The organism is Kiloniella sp. (assembly GCF_048270245.1).
Lineage (GTDB): Bacteria > Pseudomonadota > Alphaproteobacteria > Kiloniellales > Kiloniellaceae > Kiloniella.
This window is the reverse complement of record NZ_JBLWTH010000001.1, coordinates 577,437-597,420: the sequence shown is the minus strand read 5'-3', so window position 1 is coordinate 597,420 and position 19,984 is coordinate 577,437. Positions and strand designations below refer to the sequence as shown.

20 protein-coding genes and 1 tRNA gene are annotated in these 19,984 nt (G+C 45.4%); 9 read left to right on the top strand and 12 right to left on the bottom strand.

Annotated features, from left to right (window positions below; translation table 11 throughout):
• Positions 1 to 96 precede the first annotated feature (96 nt).
• From phbB to ACN0W5_RS02775, 4 genes are all read right to left on the bottom strand, one after another.
• Positions 97 to 822 carry an acetoacetyl-CoA reductase gene (gene phbB / locus ACN0W5_RS02790; protein ID WP_417452725.1) on the bottom strand — a complete coding sequence of 242 codons (726 nt, stop codon included), beginning with the start codon at positions 820 to 822 and terminating at the stop codon, positions 97 to 99.
• A 191-nt stretch (positions 823 to 1,013) separates the two neighbouring features.
• On the bottom strand, positions 1,014 to 2,189 hold the full coding sequence (locus ACN0W5_RS02785; RefSeq protein WP_417452724.1) for an acetyl-CoA C-acetyltransferase: 1,176 nt from the start codon (positions 2,187 to 2,189) through the stop codon (positions 1,014 to 1,016).
• Between the two features lie 233 nt (positions 2,190 to 2,422).
• Positions 2,423 to 3,502: an alpha/beta fold hydrolase gene (locus ACN0W5_RS02780; RefSeq protein ID WP_417452723.1), complete on the bottom strand. Its 1,080-nt coding sequence runs from the start codon at positions 3,500 to 3,502 to the stop codon at positions 2,423 to 2,425.
• A 4-nt stretch (positions 3,503 to 3,506) separates the two neighbouring features.
• Positions 3,507 to 3,908, bottom strand: a complete 402-nt coding sequence (locus ACN0W5_RS02775) for a hypothetical protein (RefSeq protein WP_417452722.1) — start codon at positions 3,906 to 3,908, stop codon at positions 3,507 to 3,509.
• A gap of 226 nt (positions 3,909 to 4,134) precedes the next feature.
• Between ACN0W5_RS02775 and phaR the strand changes: the two genes are divergently transcribed.
• Complete coding sequence (phaR, locus tag ACN0W5_RS02770; RefSeq protein ID WP_299376646.1) at positions 4,135 to 4,746, top strand: polyhydroxyalkanoate synthesis repressor PhaR; 612 nt, start codon at positions 4,135 to 4,137, stop codon at positions 4,744 to 4,746.
• A gap of 129 nt (positions 4,747 to 4,875) precedes the next feature.
• Here phaR and ACN0W5_RS02765 read toward each other — a convergent pair whose 3' ends face one another.
• A complete protein-coding gene (locus ACN0W5_RS02765) occupies positions 4,876 to 6,597 on the bottom strand; it encodes a putative bifunctional diguanylate cyclase/phosphodiesterase (RefSeq protein WP_417452721.1) in 1,722 nt (573 codons plus the stop codon).
• Positions 6,598 to 7,082: 485 nt separating this feature from the next.
• Between ACN0W5_RS02765 and ACN0W5_RS02760 the strand changes: the two genes are divergently transcribed.
• Complete coding sequence (locus tag ACN0W5_RS02760; protein ID WP_417452720.1) at positions 7,083 to 7,478, top strand: helix-turn-helix domain-containing protein; 396 nt, start codon at positions 7,083 to 7,085, stop codon at positions 7,476 to 7,478.
• A gap of 106 nt (positions 7,479 to 7,584) precedes the next feature.
• Here ACN0W5_RS02760 and rfbB read toward each other — a convergent pair whose 3' ends face one another.
• From rfbB to ACN0W5_RS02745, 3 genes are all read right to left on the bottom strand, one after another.
• Positions 7,585 to 8,646: a dTDP-glucose 4,6-dehydratase gene (gene rfbB, locus ACN0W5_RS02755; RefSeq protein WP_417452719.1), complete on the bottom strand. Its 1,062-nt coding sequence runs from the start codon at positions 8,644 to 8,646 to the stop codon at positions 7,585 to 7,587.
• Positions 8,647 to 8,737: 91 nt separating this feature from the next.
• Positions 8,738 to 9,184, bottom strand: a complete 447-nt coding sequence (locus ACN0W5_RS02750) for a response regulator (protein WP_417452718.1) — start codon at positions 9,182 to 9,184, stop codon at positions 8,738 to 8,740.
• A gap of 244 nt (positions 9,185 to 9,428) precedes the next feature.
• A tRNA-Arg gene (locus ACN0W5_RS02745) sits at positions 9,429 to 9,505 on the bottom strand.
• 305 nt (positions 9,506 to 9,810) lie between these two features.
• On the opposite strand from ACN0W5_RS02745, the gene ACN0W5_RS02740 reads away from it, so the two are divergent.
• The 3 genes from ACN0W5_RS02740 (at position 9,811) to gpt (ending at position 12,526) form a co-directional block, all read left to right on the top strand.
• Positions 9,811 to 10,974 (top strand): hypothetical protein, encoded by a 1,164-nt coding sequence (locus ACN0W5_RS02740; protein ID WP_299376661.1) that lies wholly within the window; start codon positions 9,811 to 9,813, stop codon positions 10,972 to 10,974.
• 209 nt (positions 10,975 to 11,183) lie between these two features.
• The gene (locus tag ACN0W5_RS02735) at positions 11,184 to 11,939 is read left to right on the top strand and encodes a TSUP family transporter (protein ID WP_417452717.1); all 756 of its coding nucleotides are present in this window, start codon (positions 11,184 to 11,186) and stop codon (positions 11,937 to 11,939) included.
• 107 nt (positions 11,940 to 12,046) lie between these two features.
• Positions 12,047 to 12,526, top strand: a complete 480-nt coding sequence (gpt, locus tag ACN0W5_RS02730; protein ID WP_299376667.1) for a xanthine phosphoribosyltransferase — start codon at positions 12,047 to 12,049, stop codon at positions 12,524 to 12,526.
• Positions 12,527 to 12,550: 24 nt separating this feature from the next.
• On the opposite strand, the gene panC is transcribed toward gpt, so the two are convergent.
• Positions 12,551 to 13,408, bottom strand: coding sequence for a pantoate--beta-alanine ligase (panC, locus tag ACN0W5_RS02725; RefSeq protein ID WP_417452716.1), 858 nt, complete (start codon positions 13,406 to 13,408; stop codon positions 12,551 to 12,553).
• Positions 13,409 to 13,651: 243 nt separating this feature from the next.
• Here panC and ACN0W5_RS02720 point away from each other — a divergent pair, with 243 nt between their 5' ends.
• Together ACN0W5_RS02720 and ACN0W5_RS02715 are read left to right on the top strand one after the other, a co-directional pair.
• Positions 13,652 to 14,857: a class I SAM-dependent rRNA methyltransferase gene (locus tag ACN0W5_RS02720; protein ID WP_417452715.1), complete on the top strand. Its 1,206-nt coding sequence runs from the start codon at positions 13,652 to 13,654 to the stop codon at positions 14,855 to 14,857.
• Between the two features lie 5 nt (positions 14,858 to 14,862).
• Positions 14,863 to 15,312 carry a GNAT family N-acetyltransferase gene (locus ACN0W5_RS02715; protein ID WP_417452714.1) on the top strand — a complete coding sequence of 150 codons (450 nt, stop codon included), beginning with the start codon at positions 14,863 to 14,865 and terminating at the stop codon, positions 15,310 to 15,312.
• Between the two features lie 10 nt (positions 15,313 to 15,322).
• On the opposite strand, the gene ACN0W5_RS02710 is transcribed toward ACN0W5_RS02715, so the two are convergent.
• The 3 genes from ACN0W5_RS02710 to ACN0W5_RS02700 all read right to left on the bottom strand — a co-directional run bounded on the left by ACN0W5_RS02710 (position 15,323) and on the right by ACN0W5_RS02700 (position 19,047).
• Entirely contained in the window at positions 15,323 to 16,747 is a 1,425-nt protein-coding gene (locus ACN0W5_RS02710; protein WP_417452713.1) for an ATP-binding protein, read from the bottom strand.
• A gap of 36 nt (positions 16,748 to 16,783) precedes the next feature.
• On the bottom strand, positions 16,784 to 18,211 hold the full coding sequence (locus ACN0W5_RS02705; RefSeq protein ID WP_417452712.1) for a dihydrolipoyl dehydrogenase family protein: 1,428 nt from the start codon (positions 18,209 to 18,211) through the stop codon (positions 16,784 to 16,786).
• Between the two features lie 101 nt (positions 18,212 to 18,312).
• Complete coding sequence (locus tag ACN0W5_RS02700) at positions 18,313 to 19,047, bottom strand: TVP38/TMEM64 family protein (protein ID WP_417452711.1); 735 nt, start codon at positions 19,045 to 19,047, stop codon at positions 18,313 to 18,315.
• A gap of 370 nt (positions 19,048 to 19,417) precedes the next feature.
• Here ACN0W5_RS02700 and rpmH point away from each other — a divergent pair, with 370 nt between their 5' ends.
• A complete protein-coding gene (gene rpmH / locus ACN0W5_RS02695; RefSeq protein WP_082113995.1) occupies positions 19,418 to 19,552 on the top strand; it encodes a 50S ribosomal protein L34 in 135 nt (44 codons plus the stop codon).
• 4 nt (positions 19,553 to 19,556) lie between these two features.
• Positions 19,557 to 19,967 carry a ribonuclease P protein component gene (gene rnpA / locus ACN0W5_RS02690; RefSeq protein WP_417452710.1) on the top strand — a complete coding sequence of 137 codons (411 nt, stop codon included), beginning with the start codon at positions 19,557 to 19,559 and terminating at the stop codon, positions 19,965 to 19,967.
• The last annotated feature ends 17 nt before the right edge of the window (positions 19,968 to 19,984 follow it).

Sequence of the window (19,984 nt, the reverse complement as noted above, 5' to 3'; positions counted from 1 at the left end):
AAAACCCTGTTATCTCAGTAGAGGGCTGAGGTAACAGGGTTTCAATCATGAACCAAGCATTCTTGGTTTTCTTAAGGAATCGCGTCTCAATTACGCTTAGTCCATATACTGGCCGCCATTCACACTCAAGGTAGAACCCGTCACAAAGCCAGACTTTTCGGATGCTAGAAAGACAACACAATCCGCCACTTCTTCTGGCTCTCCCAACCGTCCAACAGGTATCTGTGAGATAATTTTGCTATTAAGAATTTCCTCGGGAACAGCCCGCACCATTTCTGTACCGATATACCCCGGCGCGACAACATTTGCTGTGATGCCCTTACTTGCATTTTCCTGTGCCACTGACTTGGTAAATCCAATGACACCCGCTTTCGCCGCAGCGTAGTTTGCTTGGCCAAACTGTCCCTTTTGGCCATTGATCGATGAAATACTAATAATGCGCCCATACTTGCGCTCTCGCATGCCATCAATCACACCGCGCGTCATATTAAACAGAGAGTTGAGATTGGTGTCTATCACGGCCTGCCACTTGGACTGATCCATTTTATGCAATGTTGTGTCCCTTGTAATACCCGCATTGTTCACAAGAACGTCTATTGCACCCAACTCTTTTTCTACGTGGGCAATGCCTTCTTGGCAGGCATCGAAATCGCCAACATCCCATTTAAAAACTGCGATTTTATTTTCATCCCGGAACTTTTGCGCAGCTTCGTCATTTCCAGCATAACTGGCTGCAACACTGTACCCAGCCTCTTTCAAGGCAATTGAAATGGCCGCACCAATTCCTCTGGTACCTCCGGTTACAAGAGCAACACGAGACATTTTTATTTCCCTTCGTTATTTGCTGTCTCAGGGCAGAACCCTAAATTTCTGTAATTTAACCCAGGATTTTTGGACAAAATCGCGAGGCATCTACAAAAAAAGGCCGCCCAGAACAAAGGCAGCCTTTCCACAAAGAGTTGCTGTCGATGATATTTTTATTTTTTGTTTCATCGACAGTCTCCCTGATTTTCTTAATCGCGCTCAACACAGAGAGCAATTCCCTGTCCGCCGCCGATACAAAGGGTCGCTAATCCTTTTTTAACATCACGTCGCTGCATTTCATGAAGCAGCGTCACAAGGACACGCGCACCTGAAGCCCCAATTGGGTGTCCCAGAGCAATTGCACCACCGTTTACGTTCACAATATCCTCATTCCAGCCAAGTTCCCGGTTAACAGCGATGGCTTGCGCAGCAAATGCTTCGTTGGCTTCAACCAACTCGACATCGTCAATCGTCCACCCGGCTTTTTCTAGTGCCTTACGGCTGGCCGGAATAGGACCAGTCCCCATAATGGCGGGGTCCACACCAGCCGTTGCCCAAGATACAATTTTCGCCAGCGGCTTAATGCCATCAGCTTGCGCCTTGCTTTCAGACATCATCACAACCGCGGCCGCACCATCATTAATGCCTGATGCATTTCCTGCCGTTACAGTGCCTTCACGATCAAATGCGGCTCTTAACTTGGCAAGCCCTTCAGCCGTTGTATCAGGCTTTGGATGTTCGTCTGTCGCGACAACAACTTCACTGCGTCGGGTTTTAACTGTGACAGGAACAATCTCATCCTTGAAGTATCCAGCTTCCTGCGCAATCGCAGCTTTTTGCTGAGACCCGGCAGCAAAAGCATCTTGATCTTCACGGGATATATTAAATTTTGTTGCGATATTTTCTGCTGTTTTTCCCATGTGGTAATCATTCATTGCGCACCACAATCCGTCCTTGATCATCGTATCAACAAGTTTGACATCACCCATTTTGGTTCCCGTACGCATGTGCGAGACATGCGGAGCCAGGCTCATGTTCTCTTGACCGCCAGCAACGACGACATCGGCATCACCCAAGGCAATGGATTGATACCCTAACGCCACCGTCCGCAACCCTGATCCGCAAATCTGATTGATGAGATAGGCAGTCTTTTCGTTTGGAATACCAGCGCCCAACGCGGCTTGACGAGCAGGATTCTGGCCATCCCCTGCCGTCAAAATTTGACCAAGGATGACTTCGTCGACACTTTCAGGTGAAACACCTGCGCGTGCAAGCGCTTCGCGAATAGCAATCGTTCCAAGTTCCGCGGCAGGAACCGTTGAGAGGCCCCCACCAAACGCGCCAACCGGGGTTCTCGCCGCCCCAACAATAACAACACCAGACATTACAGATACCTTTCAGAAAAGCTGTATCTCAAAAAATAATTCCATAAAACCAGAAGCTCGTATTCCCCTGAACAACCAGTTTACCTTATCCTGTTCACTCTCAGCACAATGCTGCACTGCAAAATTATTATATAAACCATAACGAGGCTAGCCATCATAAATCAAGACATTATTGCACTATTGTGACATAAAAATTTACTTTTATCGCCAAATATTGAAATTATATTGCATTTTTACGATCTAAATTGTTCCATCCAATCCATAATTGGATTCCAGACTTTTGATTGTGCATTGCGACTAACCATAATACCAATGTGCCCCAATGGGGTTTCGACCAACGTACTGCGATCAATACCGGCAGACAGCGCAAGAGATGACACCTTCGGCACAATCCGGTCATTATCAGACACAACAGACAAGGTTGGCACTCGCACCTTATTTAAAGTAATCTTCTCACCCGAAACGACCCAATGACCTTTTTCAGTCAGGTTTTCACCATACCATTCCTGAAGACACTCACAGGCAACTTTCTGTGTAAGAGACACCCCATCATTCAACCAGTCTTCCAAAGATATAAAGACTTTTGCTTGCTCCGTATCCACATCAAGTTGCCTAAAATTCAAAAATTTCCGTAACGACAATGTCGGATCCAAAGACGCAAACAAACTTTGCAGCCCCTCGCCAGAAAAGTGCCCCACAGTATTTATCCACGGTAAAAGACTTTGAAGCCAACGCCCCTGTTGAATTGCTCTTTGATCTTCTTTTTCGTGAAAATCCCACGGACTGGCGATAAGTACGAGGGACTTGACCAACGGTTGCGCCAAAACGGACAAAGCGGTTGCTAAGGTTCCCCCCATACAATAGCCGATTACGATCGGCTTTTTACCGCTTCCTTTTTCCACTTCTTTCAAAGCCGGTAATAAATATTGGACAATATAGTCTTCAAGACCAAAGTTGCTCTCGGCCGGGCCAGGATGCCCCCAATCCATTACGTAAGGCCCCCAACCTTCATTGGCCAGCCATCGGAGGAAACTGTTCTCCTTTAGTAAATCAAGAATGTAATAGCGGTTAACCAACGAAGGGATAACAAAAAGAGGATAATCATCGGCCTCTTTTCTATAACTCAAAAGAGAGGCTGAACCTTTCGTCCAGACTGTCGGCATTGCCTTTCGTTTGTTAACGAACTCAGCATTTTGATATTTTTTGATTCCCTCTTGATAAAAAGAAAAACGTCGAGCTATAGCGCCATCAATTGCCGTAGAAAATTTTAGAGGGTCATCACCTAATACTTCAGATGCTATCCTTGTCTTCATCCTCTCAGGTATTTCCAGAGTCAGCTTCGAGTTCGGCAATTCGCCTTGCAAGAACCCCAAGCCGAGCTTTGAGCTCTGCAACGTCATCAACGCCGACATCATGTGCATTGGTAGCGGAATTGGACTTTTCTTGCGATTGCTTTCCACCCGTTCCAGCCCTTTCTGAATGCCCCATATCTTTTCTCAATACGGACAAAAGCGGATTTACCTCTCCTGTTGAATCAGGATGATAGGCGCTATGGTAAAAAGCTTCCCACTTTCTGTACAGATCAATTGTCGCAGGATCGAGATCTGCGGACATATCCGCCATCAAATGCCATGGGGTCAGCTGCAGTTTGGAAAGATGGCTGATCCATAGATCCAAATATTCATCAGCAAGCTGATCGATATCTTTTTCCCTGTCCAAAAAGGCCTCTCTCCCATAGTATACGCATTCGTATTGCGTTGCCTAATGGCTATATTCGCACAAGCAATGAGAAAAATAGACAAAAAATTCTCTTTTTTTAAGGCTTTTACACCCAATTCATTGACAGAGAGCATCGCAGCGCAGCAATATTTAAGAAGCAGTGCACAAACAGCAATGAGCCAGCAACAGAAACTGGTAAACATAATAAGCATTGGAGGCGAGGATCTTGGCGACCTCAAAATCAGGGAATAATGACGATACTATCGTTATAAAAAAATATGCAAACAGACGTTTGTACAACACAGCGACAAGCAGTTATGTGACATTGGATCATCTATGCCAGATGGTAAAAGATGACGTCGAGTTCGTTGTCTATGATGCGAAGTCTGGAAATGACATCACACGATCTGTCCTAACCCAAATCATTGTCGAAGAAGAAGCAAAAGGGCAAAACTTGTTACCTATTTCCTTCTTGCGTCAATTGATCAGCCTTTATGGCGATTCCATGCAATGGGTTGTCCCCAAATATCTGGAACACATGATGGAAGGTTTTTCGGAAAATCAGGATAAAATGCGCCAATCAATGCAAGAAACCTTTGGCGGCATTTTTCCTTTTGGCAATCTGGATGAAATGAACAAACAAAACATGGCTCTTTTTGAAAATGCCATGCAAATGCTGTCCCCCTTTCAGAACCCGCAACCGTCCTCAACACCAAATACTGAGGAACCAGAGGTGAAAAGATCCGCAACTAAGGCTGATAATGGTGGGTTCGACGACTTGAAAACACAGGTTGAACAGTTGCAAAAACAACTCGACGCCCTAAGCAAAAAAAAATAGCTCCCAGCACGACAACAAAACCGCCGCGTCAACAGACTAGGTAGGAAAAACCCAACAATAAAATGGCTCCCAAGAAATCGGGAGCCATTTTTGAATAAGCTATTATTGACAAAATTTTGAACTGGTTACTTATATTGGGAAAACAATTGCGTCTTTAACCCCAACATTTTCGATAAGCCAATCAGGTTTAATTTCCGGCTTCCCAAAATAAAAACCCTGAAGCAAGTCAATCCCTTCACGAGAGAGGAACTCAGCTTCTTCAGCCGTTTCAACAAATTCAGCAATTGTTGTGTGATTTAGCGCTTTGGCTAAACCCAGAAGATTTCTAACAAAAATCTGATTTTCCTCATTATCAAGAATACCAGCAATAAATGAACCATCTATCTTGATAATATCTACTGTAAGCGTTTTAAGATGTCTAAACGTTGTATAGCCTGCTCCGAAATCATCAATAGCAACCTTACAACCAAGTTGCCTTACAGCAGAGACAAAACGCGCTGACTCTTCCAAGTCATGAAGCGCCGCTGTTTCTGTGATTTCGACAATCAACCGACTGGCAATATCTGGCCTCGACTTCACACGCGAAGACAACGCTCTCAGCCAACTCCGATCTGATGCTGTCAGCCCAGATATATTCAAAGACATCGTGATGTTCGGATACCGGACCAAATCCTCTAAGGCCAATTCCAAAACTCTACGATCAATAACCCGCATCATGCCCAATTGTTCGACAACAGGTATGAACCGCCCTGCCGGAACAGTCTTTCCATCGCGATCAAACATGCGTAAAAGAGCTTCGACCAAAACAAGCTCATGACTTTCAGAATCGACAATTGGCTGATAAGCCAAGGCAATCCTGTCTTCTTTCAAGGCCAGTTTGACTTCCTCACCAATAATCATACTGGTTCGATAGTTTTCACACTGCTCTACAGTTAGTTTGTAAGGTTTAACACAGTCGCGGCCATTTGACTTTGCCTCCAACAAAGCGCTCTCAGCTTTTGCAAAAGCATCAAAACTGGTTTTTGTCTGTTCAGGAAAATCGACAAACCCAACAGAAACCGTCACGTAAATACGCTCGTTGTTTATCTCAAACGGTATTTCACGAACGGTTTGTAAAATGCGATCAGCAATGGTGTCTGCTTCCTCATGCGAAGCGACACTCATGATTACACCGAATCGATCGCCCCCAAGGCGACCAACAATATCAGCCCCCCGAATGCTTTTATCCAAGCGTTCGCCAACCTCGACCAAAACGGCATCACCCGCTTCAAAGCCATAAGCGGTGTTAATCATACCGAGATGATCGACACCAACGGCCAAGAAAGTGCCCACATTACTGTATCGGATAGCCTGCTCAAGAGAGAAATCCAGAGATTCCCTTAACCTCAACTTATTAAAATGCCCAGAAAGCTCATCGTAGCTGGCAAGATATTCAAGCCTTGCCTCTGCCTGTTTTTTGACAGTTACGGGGCGTAGCACACCAGTCAACCGTGTTGGTGCCCCTGTGGTCGAAACATCAACCGACCCTCTATCGTGGACCCATTGAAAATTACCCGCGCCATCCCGAATGCGATATTCGCAATCGTAGAGGGCCTCACCAGAAAAATGGTCCGTTAAATTACGCATTCTTGCTGGAAGATCTTCGGGGTTAATACGATTGTGAAAGGTTTCACCTGTGGCTGGAATCAAATTATCATCCAAGCCAAAAAGAGACGCAACTCTGCCCAACCACATAAGGCTATCTGTTGCCAAGTCCCATTCGTACATGACATCACCAGATGACTCCAATGCGGTCGTCATCTGGTCCAGAAGAGAAAGATCTATATTATTATCACGAGCGGACCGGAGCACGGTCTGTCTACTCCTACCTGAAGATGGACAACTATAAATACCCGCACAAGACACCGATATTCACGTTAAATTCAAATGAATAATAGCGATTAAGTCATTAACGAATACTGAATCCAGTTAATAATTAATCGCAAAAAAATAAATAATGAGTTTTGTATAAAGGTTTTATCAATTCAGTTGCAAGAAACTTATTTTCGCTTTGAGAACAAAATATTAAGCAAAATTCATAGAGCAAACTAAATATCCAAATTTAGCTTCACAATAAGCGAAAAATACAAAAATCATTTCCTTCAATACCGTTCATAGAATAATCACCCAATATTGGTTAACAGAAAGTTAATACACACCCCACACAAGTACAAAACATAATTCTCAAAACATTTTATACAATTTCTATTGAAACTCACCTTCAAACGGTCTATTTCACACTAAAATCAATGTAAACACCTTGCTATGTAAGCATCCGTTTTAAGTGAGTAAATTCCGTGACTCGTGCAAAAAACAAACCTTTCGACACATACCGTATTGAGAACCACGTAGGTCAAAAAATACGCGAACGCAGAACTATGCTGGGCCTGACGCAGCAGCAGCTAGCCGATTTAATCGGGGTAACTTACCAACAAGCTCATAAGTATGAACGCGGTATAAACAGGGTTTCTGCTGGTCGTTTGTACGAAATCTCACAAGCTCTGGGAGTAGAAATAAGTTTCTTTTACGAAGGCCTTCATGACACGCAAGGTACCGTGAGCGAACGCCAACGGATGTGTTTGGATCTCGCCCGGAACTTCACCAACATCAAAAATGAAAAACATCAGGATGCTTTAAGCATGCTTTGCAGGGTATTATCAGAGCAATCACTGGCTGATCCTGAAACAGCCTGAACCACAAAAAGCCAAAACATCAAATACAATGAAATGACACTGATACATTAACTAGAGACTATTAATCCCTAGAATTTTCATCTGCCTACTAACAAGTTCTCTACTCCTAGAGCTCCCCTAACCTTTCTTGACTGTACTTTTCGGTTTGGATCTCGCGCCACCAAAATTGGTTTTCAAGATACCAATCAACAGCATCAACAAGCCCCTGCTCAAAGCTAACTTTTGGCGACCAGCCTGTTTTAGCCTTGAACTTCGAGGCATCCAGAGCATACCGCTTATCGTGACCGGGGCGGTCCTGAACATTTTCAATCAAATCAGAAAAATTCTCTTTGTTCGGATAGCACTGGTTCAGATGGTTACAGATCCCTTCGACAACCAAACGGTTTGTGTGCTCATCTCCAGACCCAATGAGATACGTTTCACCAACATCTCCCTTTTGCAAGGTTAGAAGCAGGGCTTCCACATGATCTGAAACATGTATCCACTCTCTAACTTGGCTTCCATCGCCATAAAGCGGCAAAGCTTTCTCGTCAATCGCGCTCGCAATCATTAAGGGAATAAGCTTTTCGGGAAACTGCCATGGACCATAATTATTACCACAGTTCGTAATCATTACCGGCAGACCATAAGTATGCCACCAAGCTTTTACCAGATGATCTGAGGCCGCTTTCGATGCAGAATAGGGTGACCGGGGATCGTAGGAACTCCCTTCATTGAAAAAGCCACTTGCCCCAAGGGAACCGTAAACTTCATCAGTAGAGATATGCAGGAATCGAAATTGCGAAGAGGCTCCCTTTTCCCTCCAGAAACTTAGGGAGTTCTGTAGTAAATTAAAAGTTCCGATAATATTACTGCTTATAAAATCACCCGGTCCATCAATTGAACGATCAACATGGCTTTCAGCTGCTGCGTGGATCACAATGTCTGGCTGAGCATCTTTGAAAGTATTTCTGACCGCGTCATTATCTTCAAGTGCAGCTTTGTTGATAGAAAAATATTTCTGAAAGCCATCTAACCGCCTGAGATCAGCGGCATAGGTAAGCTTATCCAAAACAACAATTTTGTCGGCACCTAAACGGCTTAACTGTCGAACAATCTCTGCACCAATAAAACCAGCGCCGCCAGTTACAAGAACCCGTTTATCTTTCCAAAAATGTTCTGCACTCATTAAAGGCCTCACCTAAACTTTGACGGTATTAACTAATGAAAAGAACAAAGACCTGATAGTGAAGTCGCTCGCTGAAAAAGCGCTCTATACGTTACCCGATTTCCAAATACTCATCATCTTCAGAATCATCAGCGACAGACATGGACGAAATATCAATAATACGGCACAGGCGACGGTGAAGTATTTCAATTGAAACAGGCTTTGCCAAAACATCACTAACGCCAGACTGGATAGCTTCCATCACTCGGTCGTATTCAGTATGTCCCGTTAAAAGAATTATCGGAACACGACTAAAAAAACCGCCTTCTTTTCTCAGGTCCCGGGTAAATTCCAAACCATCCACAGGCTCCATTTCCCAGTCCGTGATAATAATATCAGGCTTTTTAAACTTCAGCTCTACCCTAGCGGCTTCGACATCGCGAATATATTGAACATCAAAGATTCCCATTGCAGTGAAGATTGTCTTAACAATACGCAGCATATGCGCACTATCATCGACAACCATCACATTCAATCCTGACAAATCGTAGGCGGACAAAATACCCTCGCAAATATTCCAAAGCTGTCTTTTACAAAATAATAGCAGAATTATCCGCCGTACAGTGAGATGACAAACTTATAGCCCGAAGCCAGCGATAAAAAAAAGCAGCGATGCGCATAAGCAAACAATAATTTTTATTTAGGGCAAGTGCACCAGCGGATTCACAAAAAACCAAAGACCGAAACAAGGCACAAAAATCAGACAAGAAAAAAGCCCGGCTTTAGACCGAGCTTTATCAGAATGGCGCACCCGTCAGGACTCGAACCTGAAACCTCTTGATTCGTAGTCAAGTGCTCTATCCAATTGAGCTACGGGTGCGTTTCAAAGCGTTTCCAGAGTAGATCCCTGAAAACGAGGCGGAAGTTACTCTTGCTTCTGTGAGGATGCAAGCCCTAAATCGCAGATTCGTATTTTTTTTTAATCTCATGCCTAACTATCAATTAGTTGGTGGGAAAACTCTTGTCCCTGCGACTCCCTTCAAGTAGTATCTGGCCTAAGTATTTTGGGGGGTTGGTCAACTCGTGTATCTTTTCGGGCGTTTTTCCCGTATCAATTATAGTAATAATACTAGATTTGAGAGATGATATATTTGGCTGATCACAATCAACAGTGCGGACTTGTCAATGGGATCCATTAAATCCTCTGTTTTGCGTAATACCGTTACAGCTTTGGCTGCGGTGATGTTATTAAATGGTTGTTCTTTTACCGAAGAAGCCTTGTGGCCTTCTATCGTCGGGGAAGAAACTGTAGAAGATGCAACGACGACTGCTGCAGAGGCACCTGTCGTTCCTGATACAGTTGTAACCGATAACATCTCTGGCTTGCCTTTGCTGGGCTCAACCATTTTTGAATCTCCGGGGGTAACGCCGGGACAACCAACAGGAACGCATGTTGGCAAAAAGGTTGAAGAGCTACGCGGTGATCTTTCGAGGCTTCAAGCCCGTTTGATACATCATAATAACAACTTGCAGACACAGCGTAACAACGCACGCGGCAGTGCCGGAACTTACCATTCCATTATTGCTGCGATGAATACGCGTCTTCAGGTTGGGACCACGCCGGGTAACCCACAGATGGTGAACGGCTGGAATAAAGCACAGCAAGAACTGGAAGCTGTTGGTGCGAGTATCACCAATTTAAACAGCCTTTCCAACGAAGCAGGATCAACTTCTGCCCTTGCCGCCTTCGTTCTGGATTCAGCGAAATCAACGTATGAACTACGTGGTGCCTTGGATGAAGATCACAGACAGCTTGCTGTTCTGGAAGACGAAGCCAACCAGACGGTTGTTATTCTTGATCGCCTGATGAATGAGTTGACCGAAGATATTGCGCGTACACAGAATTACTTCTCTGCTGAACGCACAAATCTGACAGCACTTCAGGTTGCCGTTGATAATGGTGAGTTCATTGGTGGCAATCTAGGAAGCAGAACGTTTGGCCTTCCTGTTCCTCCTCCACCAGGCGGATCGGCTGGCCTTGTTGGTCGTCAACCACCTTTGGCCATCATTCGTTTTGATCAGCCTAACGTGAATTACGAACAAGCCCTTTTCACTGCCGTTAGTCGCGCATTGGATCGTCGCCCGAGCTCAGCTTTTGACTTGGTGACGGTTGCCCCGGCTCGTGGAAATTCAGCTCAAATTGCATTAGCAACGAGCAAATCCCGCAAATACGGTGAAGATGTTATGCGCTCATTGACGAAGCTTGGTTTACCAGCTTCTCACGTATCGCTTTCATCAACCAGTAATCCGGGTGCTCAGGTCCCAGAGGTTCATGTTTACCTACGGTAACAGGATCTAAGTAATTATAAAAAAGCGGTATCATTTTGGTGCCGCTTTTTTTTGTGTCTCGAAATATCACCCGAGCCAGAACACCACAGAATAATACAAGCCCCTCCATAAACACTCATCTCTTATCCCCTATAGTCTATTGACCCGTTCGCAAAAATACTTCAGAGCATGCTCAGTCACTTTACTCATTTTTTAGCTTGGATCTTCCCTTGTCAGCGGACCTAATCCCCATCGTCGCCTTTATTCTATTTATATCCAGTTTGATTCAAGGGGCTGTCGGTTTTGCCTTTGGGCTAATTGCCCTAACCTTCCTGACCCTGCTCGGCGTCGAACTGACCACAATTGTACCACTACTTTTAACCGCGGGCCTCGCTCAGCTTCTTGTCGGGGTCTACAAGCTACGCGATCACATCCAGTATGAGCCTTTGATAAAAGGATCTGTGATCAGGTACATAACATTGCCTTTGGGCATTCTTTCTCTTGGGTACATCACCACAACCATAGACAAAGACCAAATTGAACAACTGGTCGGCCTTCTCATTCTTGGAATTGTGGTTCTTCAGCTTATCGTCAGGCCATCCCCCCAAGAGAAGCTTCATCCCTTCTGGACATTCATTGCATTTGGTGCCAGCGGCTACACAGCAGGACTAATTGCTGTTGGAGGCCCACCAATTGTTTTATGGGTCATGGCCCACAAATGGACAAACGGACAGATAAGAAGTTTTCTTTTTGCCAGCTTTCTTGCATCAGCGCCGATAAATGCAGTTGTACTATACTTTGTTCTGGGCGACAGCGTCTTTTCACCTATGCTTTACGGCCTTGCTTTTTCTCCATTGATCGCACTGGGCTCACATTTAGGCGTTAAACTCGGCCACGCGTTTTCTCCTGAAAAGCTTCGGACGATTGCCTTTTCGATTCTTGCCATAAGCTCTCTTTCATCCATCGCGGCACCTCTGCTACACTAAATTTGTAGCGTTGCAATCAGGGCAAGCAAGGTTTGCCCTTCTAAAGGTTGAGATTTTTCGCCAGTTCTGCTTTATTCCGGCATCATTTAAAATTGGAGTCGAAAACCGTGTCCGAACAACCAAAAACTTTTCCCGTATCATGGGAACAATTACATCGTGATGCCAAGGCCTTGTCATGGCGCCTGATGAACGAAGGCCCTTTTGAAGGTATTCTAGCTGTTACACGTGGTGGCCTGGTACCTGCGGCTATTATCGCGCGCGAACTGGATATCCGCCTTATCGACACCGTTTGTATCGTTAGCTATTCCAGCGAGAACAAACAAGGTGAGCTCAAAGTTCTCAAAGAGTCACCAAAAGAAAGTAAAGGCTGGCTGATTGTTGACGATTTGGTCGACACAGGAAAAACAGCACGCGCCGTGCGTGAGATGATGCCAGATGCTCACTTTGCAACACTCTACGCCAAACCAGCTGGCCGTGATATCGTTGACAGCTTCATTACAGAGGTCAGCCAAGATACCTGGATTTACTTCCCTTGGGATCTTGCCCTACAAACTGTCCCACCATTGGTTCAGGGTAAATACGACTAACTAAACGTCGTAAAGTATTCGGCTCTACCGGCTGATTGGATAGTTATCAATCAGCCGGGTATTGCCAAGCCAAGCAGCAACAAAAATACGCCCACTTAACAAATTATCCCGATCAGCAACATCACTGAAAAGCTCAAGATCTTCTTCTGATCGAACCTCAAGATAGTCGATTCGATCAAACCCACTATCCAGAATAACTTTTCGTCCCCATTCCAAGACGTGGTCAACGGCTTCGCCTTGACGAATCAAATCTGCAATGGTGCTTTCCACCTTATACAAAGTCGGTGCAATGGCACGTTGGTCTGCTGATAGCCGACGATTTCGGGAAGACAAAGCAAGATGATCACCTTCGCGAACTGTCGGAACCCCGATAACATCAACATCCAAGTCAAGATCACTGGCAACCCGCTGGATCAATAAATACTGCTGAAAATCTTTTTGTCCAAAATAGGCTCGATCCGGTGACGTTTGAATAAGCAGTTTAGAAACAACTGTTGTAACCCCGTCCATATGCCCAGGGCGTGTTGCCCCGCAAAGGCAATCCTGCATCGTCCCCACGGCAACAGTAGTACTGTATCCTTTTGGATAAACCTCTTCTGCTTGGGGGAGATAAACGAGATCTACGCCTGCGTCCTCAAGCTTTTTCAGATCCGCATCAGTATCCACCGGATAGGCATCCAGATCAGCCTTATTATCGAACTGCTTGGGATTAACAAAAATCGTAGCAATAACGCGATCATTATCCGTCTTGGCGGCACCAACAAGCGAGAGATGCCCCTCGTGCAGTGCTCCCATGGTCATCACCACGCCAACTTCTTGTTTATCGGCCTTCCAGCTAGAAACAAGCGCGCGAAGATCCCGTTTGGATTTTACAATACGCATTACTCTTCCTATTAAACCCCGATAAGGGGCATTATATTGAAACAAAATACTTGCGCGCCGTTATAAACAAACGTCAATCACGACACAAACAGCTTTACTGTAAATCCTAGCAAAGCACTTATTGCATCGCAACAATTCGCCCTCCCCCTTTTCCTTCGTTATACTAACCTGCAAGCCTAAGCTTGCAGGGGCCGCAGATTTCACTAGACTGCCGTCAAATTCATCCCTAACGAAAGAACTATTATGAGCGCTGCTCTCGATCTCAAACAACGCCCGACCATTCGCCTGAGACCAAAGGCACAGAAGAGACTGTTGAATGGTTATCCCTGGGTCTTTTCCAACGAAATTGAGGTCAGCGCAGAAACCAAACAAATTCCGGCAGGAACGGTCGTTAGGATCGAAGCCAATGATGGCCAACCATTAGGTACAGCAATATACAACCGCCAGCCATTGATCTCTGCTCGCTTGCTTAGCTCTAGCGCCAAAACAATTATTGACGAAGATTTTTTTGCAGAAATTTTGCGAAAAGCTCTATCGCTACGTGAAACCCTGTTTAGTGTTCCTTACTACCGTCTGATTCACGCTGAAGCAGATGGTATTCCGGGAACGATTATTGATCGGTATGGTGATACTTTGGTCCTACAAGTTAATACTGCAGGGATCGAAAACCTTTTGCCCGCATTGCTTTCCGCTCTGGATCAAGTACTGGATCCCAAAACCGTTGTTCTTCGAAATGACACACCTTCGCGTTTACTTGAAGGCCTCGAATGCTATGACAAGGTTGCCAAAGGCGTGCTGGACGGCCCCATCAAGGTCATTGAGCACGATGCAACATTCTTTGCTGAACTTCAAGAAGGCCAAAAAACCGGTTGGTTCTTTGATCAACGTGACAACAGAACACTCGCTGCTCGTTTTGCCAAAGACGCGGATGTTCTCGATTGTTACTCCTTTGCTGGTGGCTTCACAGTTCAATCCGCACTCGCAGGTGCCAAATCTGTTACAACAGTCGATCGCAGCCAAACTGCGCTGGATTTGGCTGCCAAAGCTGCCGAAGAAAACGGCGTTGCAGATAAATGTACTTTTGTAAAAGCTGAAGTCTTTAATCATCTTGCCAAATTGGCAAATGACGGCAAGAGCTTTGATCTCGTTATTGTTGATCCCCCAGCCTTTGTAAAAAGCAAAAAAGATATTCAACAAGGCTCAAAAGGTTATAGAAAACTCGCCAGACTCGCCGCCAAGCTTGTTAAGCCCGGTGGTTACCTTGTTGTGGCATCATGTTCTCATCACATGGATATCGACAATTTTGCAGATCAGACTCGTAAAGGTCTTTTAGATGCGACCAGGAAATCCCGCCTACTCTTTACCCGGGGGGCCGGTCCAGATCATCCTGTACATCCGTTCTTACCCGAATCTGAGTACCTAAAGCTTCAACTCTACACACTGGACTAGCCCTCATGATAATCAACGTAGATTTCCTTCGTAATCATCCTGATTGCATCGAAATCTGCGCTGATTGGGAATACATAACTTGGGGAAAGAGTTACGGCTGGACAAAGGAAAACGTTCTCAAAAGTTATCAACGAATGACAGAGGACGATAGTACAGAGCAAGCTTTTGTCGCGTTATCCGATAACAAGCCTATCGGGACAGCTCTCTTAATTGAAAACGATCACGAAGATTATAAACATTGCCGTCCATGGTTGGCAGCTCTGTATGTTGCTCCTGCCCATCGACGCAAAGGCGTTGCTCGAAAGTTAGTCGCACTTGTTGGACAGATCGCACGTGATCGAGAAGAAAAACAATTATTTCTTTATACCCTGACTCCAGAAATTTACCGCGCAATGGGATGGAAAGTTATCGAGCAATTTGGCGACAATAAATTTCTTATGAATATTGAGCTTTGAAAGCTGTAAATCAACCAAATAACTGTGGCTTAGAGCTCGACACACTGGACTTGATCGGGAGCTCTAAACAGAAGCAGGCCCCGCCAAGTTCGGAAACATCTAGCCAAATATCCCCGCCGTGTGCCCGCATTAAATCCCGGGTTATTGCGAGTCCCAAGCCAGACCCGTTTTTACGTGTAGAGCCTTTGAACGGTTTAAAAAGGTTTGACCTCATTTCGGGCGGGATTCCAGGCCCATCATCAGCGATTGAGACGATCAAACAATCCAGCTCGGTTTGCAATCTAATCTCTGCGGTCTTGGCACCAGCTTGTTCTGCATTTCGAGCAAGGTTTTCAAAAACCCTGTAAAGCTGCTCCCAGTCACCTGAAACATTCGTGCCCGGCGGTATATGATTCTGGACAGTGATATCAACAGATTCGGCGATTTGAATCGTATCCGCGACCTCACCAGCCAGTTCGTGAAGGTCAAAATCCATAATATCGAGCTGTGGCGTACCTTCTTTGGAAAAGTTAAGCATCTGTCCACAGATATGAACAGCTCGATCAATCGCCGCCAGTAAAACCGGGGCAACCTCTCGAACCTCGGGATCTTCGCTTCGGTTTAACCGGTCAGAAATCAACCGAGCCGTAGCCAGCCCATTTCGCAGGTCATGGTTAATTTTGGCCGCAGCAGTGCCTATCGCCGCCAGCCGGGTTTTCTGCCCCAAAGAGGATTGTAACGAAACCTGCATTGATGCCAGTTCGGATTCAGCGATTCCGACTTCATCAGTTCGAGAGGATGGCCTGATGATACGAGTCGCATCTTCTGGGGCATCTCTGAATTTAATCATGCTGCGTGTGATCCGTCGTAAAGGCTGGACCATTAACCAATGCAGACTGATAAAAACAAGCGCCGCCGTCATCAACGCAATCCCCAAAGAAAGCGCCAAAATCCGCCAAGAATATTCATACATATCCCAACGCATAGGTGTTTCGCTCATTACCACCTCGACGAGAACCTCATCATTTTTTGGCGAAGGACCGACGATTCTAAGAATACGATGCCGTGTTTGACCAAGAGCAACAAAAGCATCCTTTATCAGGCCAAAGAAACTTTCCTCTCTCAAGTCGTAAGTCTCATCAATTTCGACCTCTGCACTACTCATGAGCTTCAGCTTTCCCTGTCCGGGCCTTTGCAGGGCAACCGCCAAAGCATTCACGTGGCTCAGAAGCTCTTTTTCAAGGTCTTCACTCACCATCATGTCATCGGTTGCATCCAGAGCAAGTATAGCTAGGTGCGCATCCGCCAGATGTTCTTGAAGATAGACAAACCGGAACCGTGCTATGGAAGGTGCAAAGATCAAAATTTCTGCCAACAACACAAAGATAGCCGTCAGCACCAATAGCTTCGCTGACAAACTGGTGATAAAGGGTGGCAGTTGAATTTTTCCAGCCATGAGCTCACTATTTCATTTTCAAAGATTAAGTGAAGCTTATCCAAACTTGGCAAGAAAACGAACAATCTTCTTCACACGATCACTAAACAACGATTCTGTATAGTAGCTGCCCGCCACACGTTTACTGACTTCAGAAAGCGTTGGATAGGGGGCAATCACATTTGCCATATCGCCGATTTTCAAACCTTTGGACAAGGCAAGTCCCCAAGGCAGTATCAATTCACCGGCCTGAATTCCAACAATAGACGCCCCCAGAATTTTACCTTTCTGGCTCGTGATCACCTTGATCTTTCCTTCGGTTCGACGTTCCGCCCGAGCACGATCATTATCCGCGAAAGACCAGTTAAGAATTTTGTGCTGAACGCCCTGCTTTTTTACATCAGCCTCAGATAGACCAACTTGCGCCAACTCAGGGTCTGTATAGGTTACCCACGGCACCGCGTTGTACGAAACTTTTGCGGGTAATCGAAACAAAGCACTTCGAATAATAATGCCCGCATCATAGGCCGCCATGTGCGTAAACTGATAGCCACCTGTCACATCACCAGCCGCATAAATCTTACGGTTAGAGGTTCTTAGACCTTTATCGACCTGAATTCCCTGTCGTTCATATTTGACGCCAGCAGATTCAAGGTTAAGCTTTTCAAGATTGGGAATACGTCCCGCCGCCAACAAAAGGTGTGTACCGTTAATTTCGCGCTCTTCACCATCAGCCTCAACACGAAGGCTTACACCATCTGGGCTTTTACTTGCGGAGAGAACTTTCGTCTGTTCCAAGAGAGAAATCCCATCACCCGCTAAGCGATCACGAATAACAGACACCAGATCAGGATCGTCCTTTGGCATTATACTTGCCATCTCGACAATAGAGACCTCACTTCCCAAATTGCGGAAAGCCTGCCCCAGCTCGCACCCAATTGGGCCACCACCAACAATAATGATTTTTTTTGGTAAATCCGTCAGATCAAAAACAGATTCGTTGGTCAGAAACGGGACGTCTTCAATGCCTTTGATTGGCGGAACCATTCCACGAGATCCCGTCGCAATAACAAAACGTCGCGCCTGAATGGTGACATCGCCAGCCTTTAAGGTCTTGGCATCTACAAACGTCCCCGGGGCCTGAATAACCTTGACCCCCAATGATTCAAAACGTTCGACAGAATCATGTGGTTCTATATCAGCAATCACTTCTTTCACGTGATCATGAACTTTTTGAAAATCCACTTCTGGCGCCTCGTAAGTTACACCAAATTCAGGTGATTTTCTCCAGCTACGAGCAGCTTTGCCCGCCGTAAGAAGCGCCTTGGAGGGAACACAGCCATAATTTAGGCAGTCGCCCCCCATTTTACCCGCTTCGACAAGCACGGTGTCTGCACCCATTTGAACCGCACCAGCGGCAATAGACAAACCAGCTGACCCACCACCAATAACGCAAATATCTGTTTTGATCGTGTTATTTTCCATGGAGAAGTCCTTAAATTAAATGTTCTTTACGATTCCCAAACCATACAAGCCACCGAATCAACCGAGAGCCTTATTCAGCACCCCGAGGATACAGGCCATAATTAAGCCTGGTTTTTCTTTCCAAATTTTTTGTAGAGGACAGGAATGAAGGACAGAAGTGCAAGACCCAATATAGGTAAAAGTATCTCTGGCTTGAGGATAATACCTAAATCAGGTGTGCCGCCACTTCGGAACAGAGCATCTAAACCATTCCCAACAGATGCATAAACAAAGGTTCCGGGAATGATGCCAACAAATGTTGCAATTACATAGTTTCTAAGAGAAACGCCCACAAAAGCAGGAACAAGATTAACCAGCCAAAATGGAAACAAAGGAACCAATCTGAGGATCAAAAGGTAACTCAGTTCGTTTTCGTGAAAGCCTTGTTCCATCTTTTTCAGATAGCCTTGTGCTTTTTCCCGCAAGATATCCCGAAATGCTGTCTTTGCGGCTAAGAACACCAAGGTAGACCCAATCGTCGCGGCAACGACGGCATAGATACCACCAAACCATGTTCCAAAAAGGAATCCCCCCGCAATGGTTAGAAACGAACCACCGGGAATCGAAAATGCTATCGCTATGGCATAGAGAGCGACAAAAGAAACAATGGCAAAGAAAGTACGATCTTGAACGAATCCGTTCAATGCCTCTCTATTCTCCTTCAATGCGTCAAAGCTGAGATATTGGTGCCATCCCAATGCGTAAACGGCAATCAACCCTGCAACCAATATAAGAAGTGGCAGCATGCGTTTGAGCAAAGAGGCGCGCTTTTTGTTATCGTCGTTTGTTTCGGTCATACTAGTATCGGTATCTATCATAGAAGTATATTTTTGACGTAATAACTTAAAATACAAGCCTATCAAGCCATTCACACAGGGATGTGATCAAACGAGAGGAGCTAAGTGCACAGTTTATAACGAAACTTCCTATTTTTATCTTTAGAACGATAAAAAGTACTGTGAATTACCTTAAAACATTGATAGAACCTGCTCAACGGTGGTTAGTAACAGTCTTCGTTCACAGCGTTTCCCAGACATAATTCAGGAAAAAGTTTCTGTTTTTTGAGGGAATCCATTGAATCTGACTGACAGGCGTTGACAGATGCTCAGTGCCCGCTTATACACCGACCACTATTTTCAATAACCTTCCGGATAACGGAGAATTACAGTGAAGCGCACTTTTCAGCCGAGCGTATTGGTTCGTAAACGCCGCCATGGCTTTCGCGCCCGTAAAGCTACCGTCGGCGGTCGCCGCGTCCTAGCTAACCGTCGCTCAAGAGGTCGTAAGCGTCTATCCGCTTAAGACTATGATGCTCGAAGTCGGAAAGCTCAAAAGGCGATCCGAATTTCTTCGGGTAGCAGCGACGCATAATAAATGGGTCACACCCGGCTTGATTCTTCAAGCCATGCGGCGTCAACCTGAAAGCTCTTCTAACTCAGAAGAGCTTTATAGGTCTGGCGCTATTCGCATTGGTTTCACAGTTACCAAGAAAGTTGGTAATGCTGTAATCAGAAACCGGGTGAAACGTCGTTTACGTGCCGCTGCAGCAGAAATACTTTCCGAATATGGGAAAGCTGATCACGATTACGTTCTGATCGGACGAAAAACAACATTGTTTCGCCCATATGATGATCTTAAAAACGATCTGAAGATATCCCTACAACGGGTTAAAACAGATCGAAAGAAAGCATCAGGTCCCAAAAGGCCACAGAGCTGATACCCGAGTAATGAGAG

Excerpts from the sequence above, each read along its gene's own strand:
- phbB (WP_417452725.1), bottom strand. The coding sequence starts at position 822 with ATGTCTCGTGTTGCTCTTGTAACCGGAGGTACCAGAGGAATTGGTGCG.
- panC (WP_417452716.1), bottom strand. The coding sequence starts at position 13,408 with ATGCGTATTGTAAAATCCAAACGGGATCTTCGCGCGCTTGTTTCTAGC.
- ACN0W5_RS02780 (WP_417452723.1), bottom strand. The coding sequence starts at position 3,502 with ATGAAGACAAGGATAGCATCTGAAGTATTAGGTGATGACCCTCTAAAA.
- rfbB (WP_417452719.1), bottom strand. The coding sequence starts at position 8,646 with ATGAGTGCAGAACATTTTTGGAAAGATAAACGGGTTCTTGTAACTGGC.
- ACN0W5_RS02720 (WP_417452715.1), top strand. The coding sequence starts at position 13,652 with ATGAGCGCTGCTCTCGATCTCAAACAACGCCCGACCATTCGCCTGAGA.
- rnpA (WP_417452710.1), top strand. The coding sequence starts at position 19,557 with ATGATGCTCGAAGTCGGAAAGCTCAAAAGGCGATCCGAATTTCTTCGG.
- ACN0W5_RS02740 (WP_299376661.1), top strand. The coding sequence starts at position 9,811 with ATGGGATCCATTAAATCCTCTGTTTTGCGTAATACCGTTACAGCTTTG.
- ACN0W5_RS02715 (WP_417452714.1), top strand. The coding sequence starts at position 14,863 with ATGATAATCAACGTAGATTTCCTTCGTAATCATCCTGATTGCATCGAA.
- ACN0W5_RS02700 (WP_417452711.1), bottom strand. The coding sequence starts at position 19,047 with ATGACCGAAACAAACGACGATAACAAAAAGCGCGCCTCTTTGCTCAAA.
- ACN0W5_RS02705 (WP_417452712.1), bottom strand. The coding sequence starts at position 18,211 with ATGGAAAATAACACGATCAAAACAGATATTTGCGTTATTGGTGGTGGG.
- ACN0W5_RS02710 (WP_417452713.1), bottom strand. The coding sequence starts at position 16,747 with ATGGCTGGAAAAATTCAACTGCCACCCTTTATCACCAGTTTGTCAGCG.
- ACN0W5_RS02785 (WP_417452724.1), bottom strand. The coding sequence starts at position 2,189 with ATGTCTGGTGTTGTTATTGTTGGGGCGGCGAGAACCCCGGTTGGCGCG.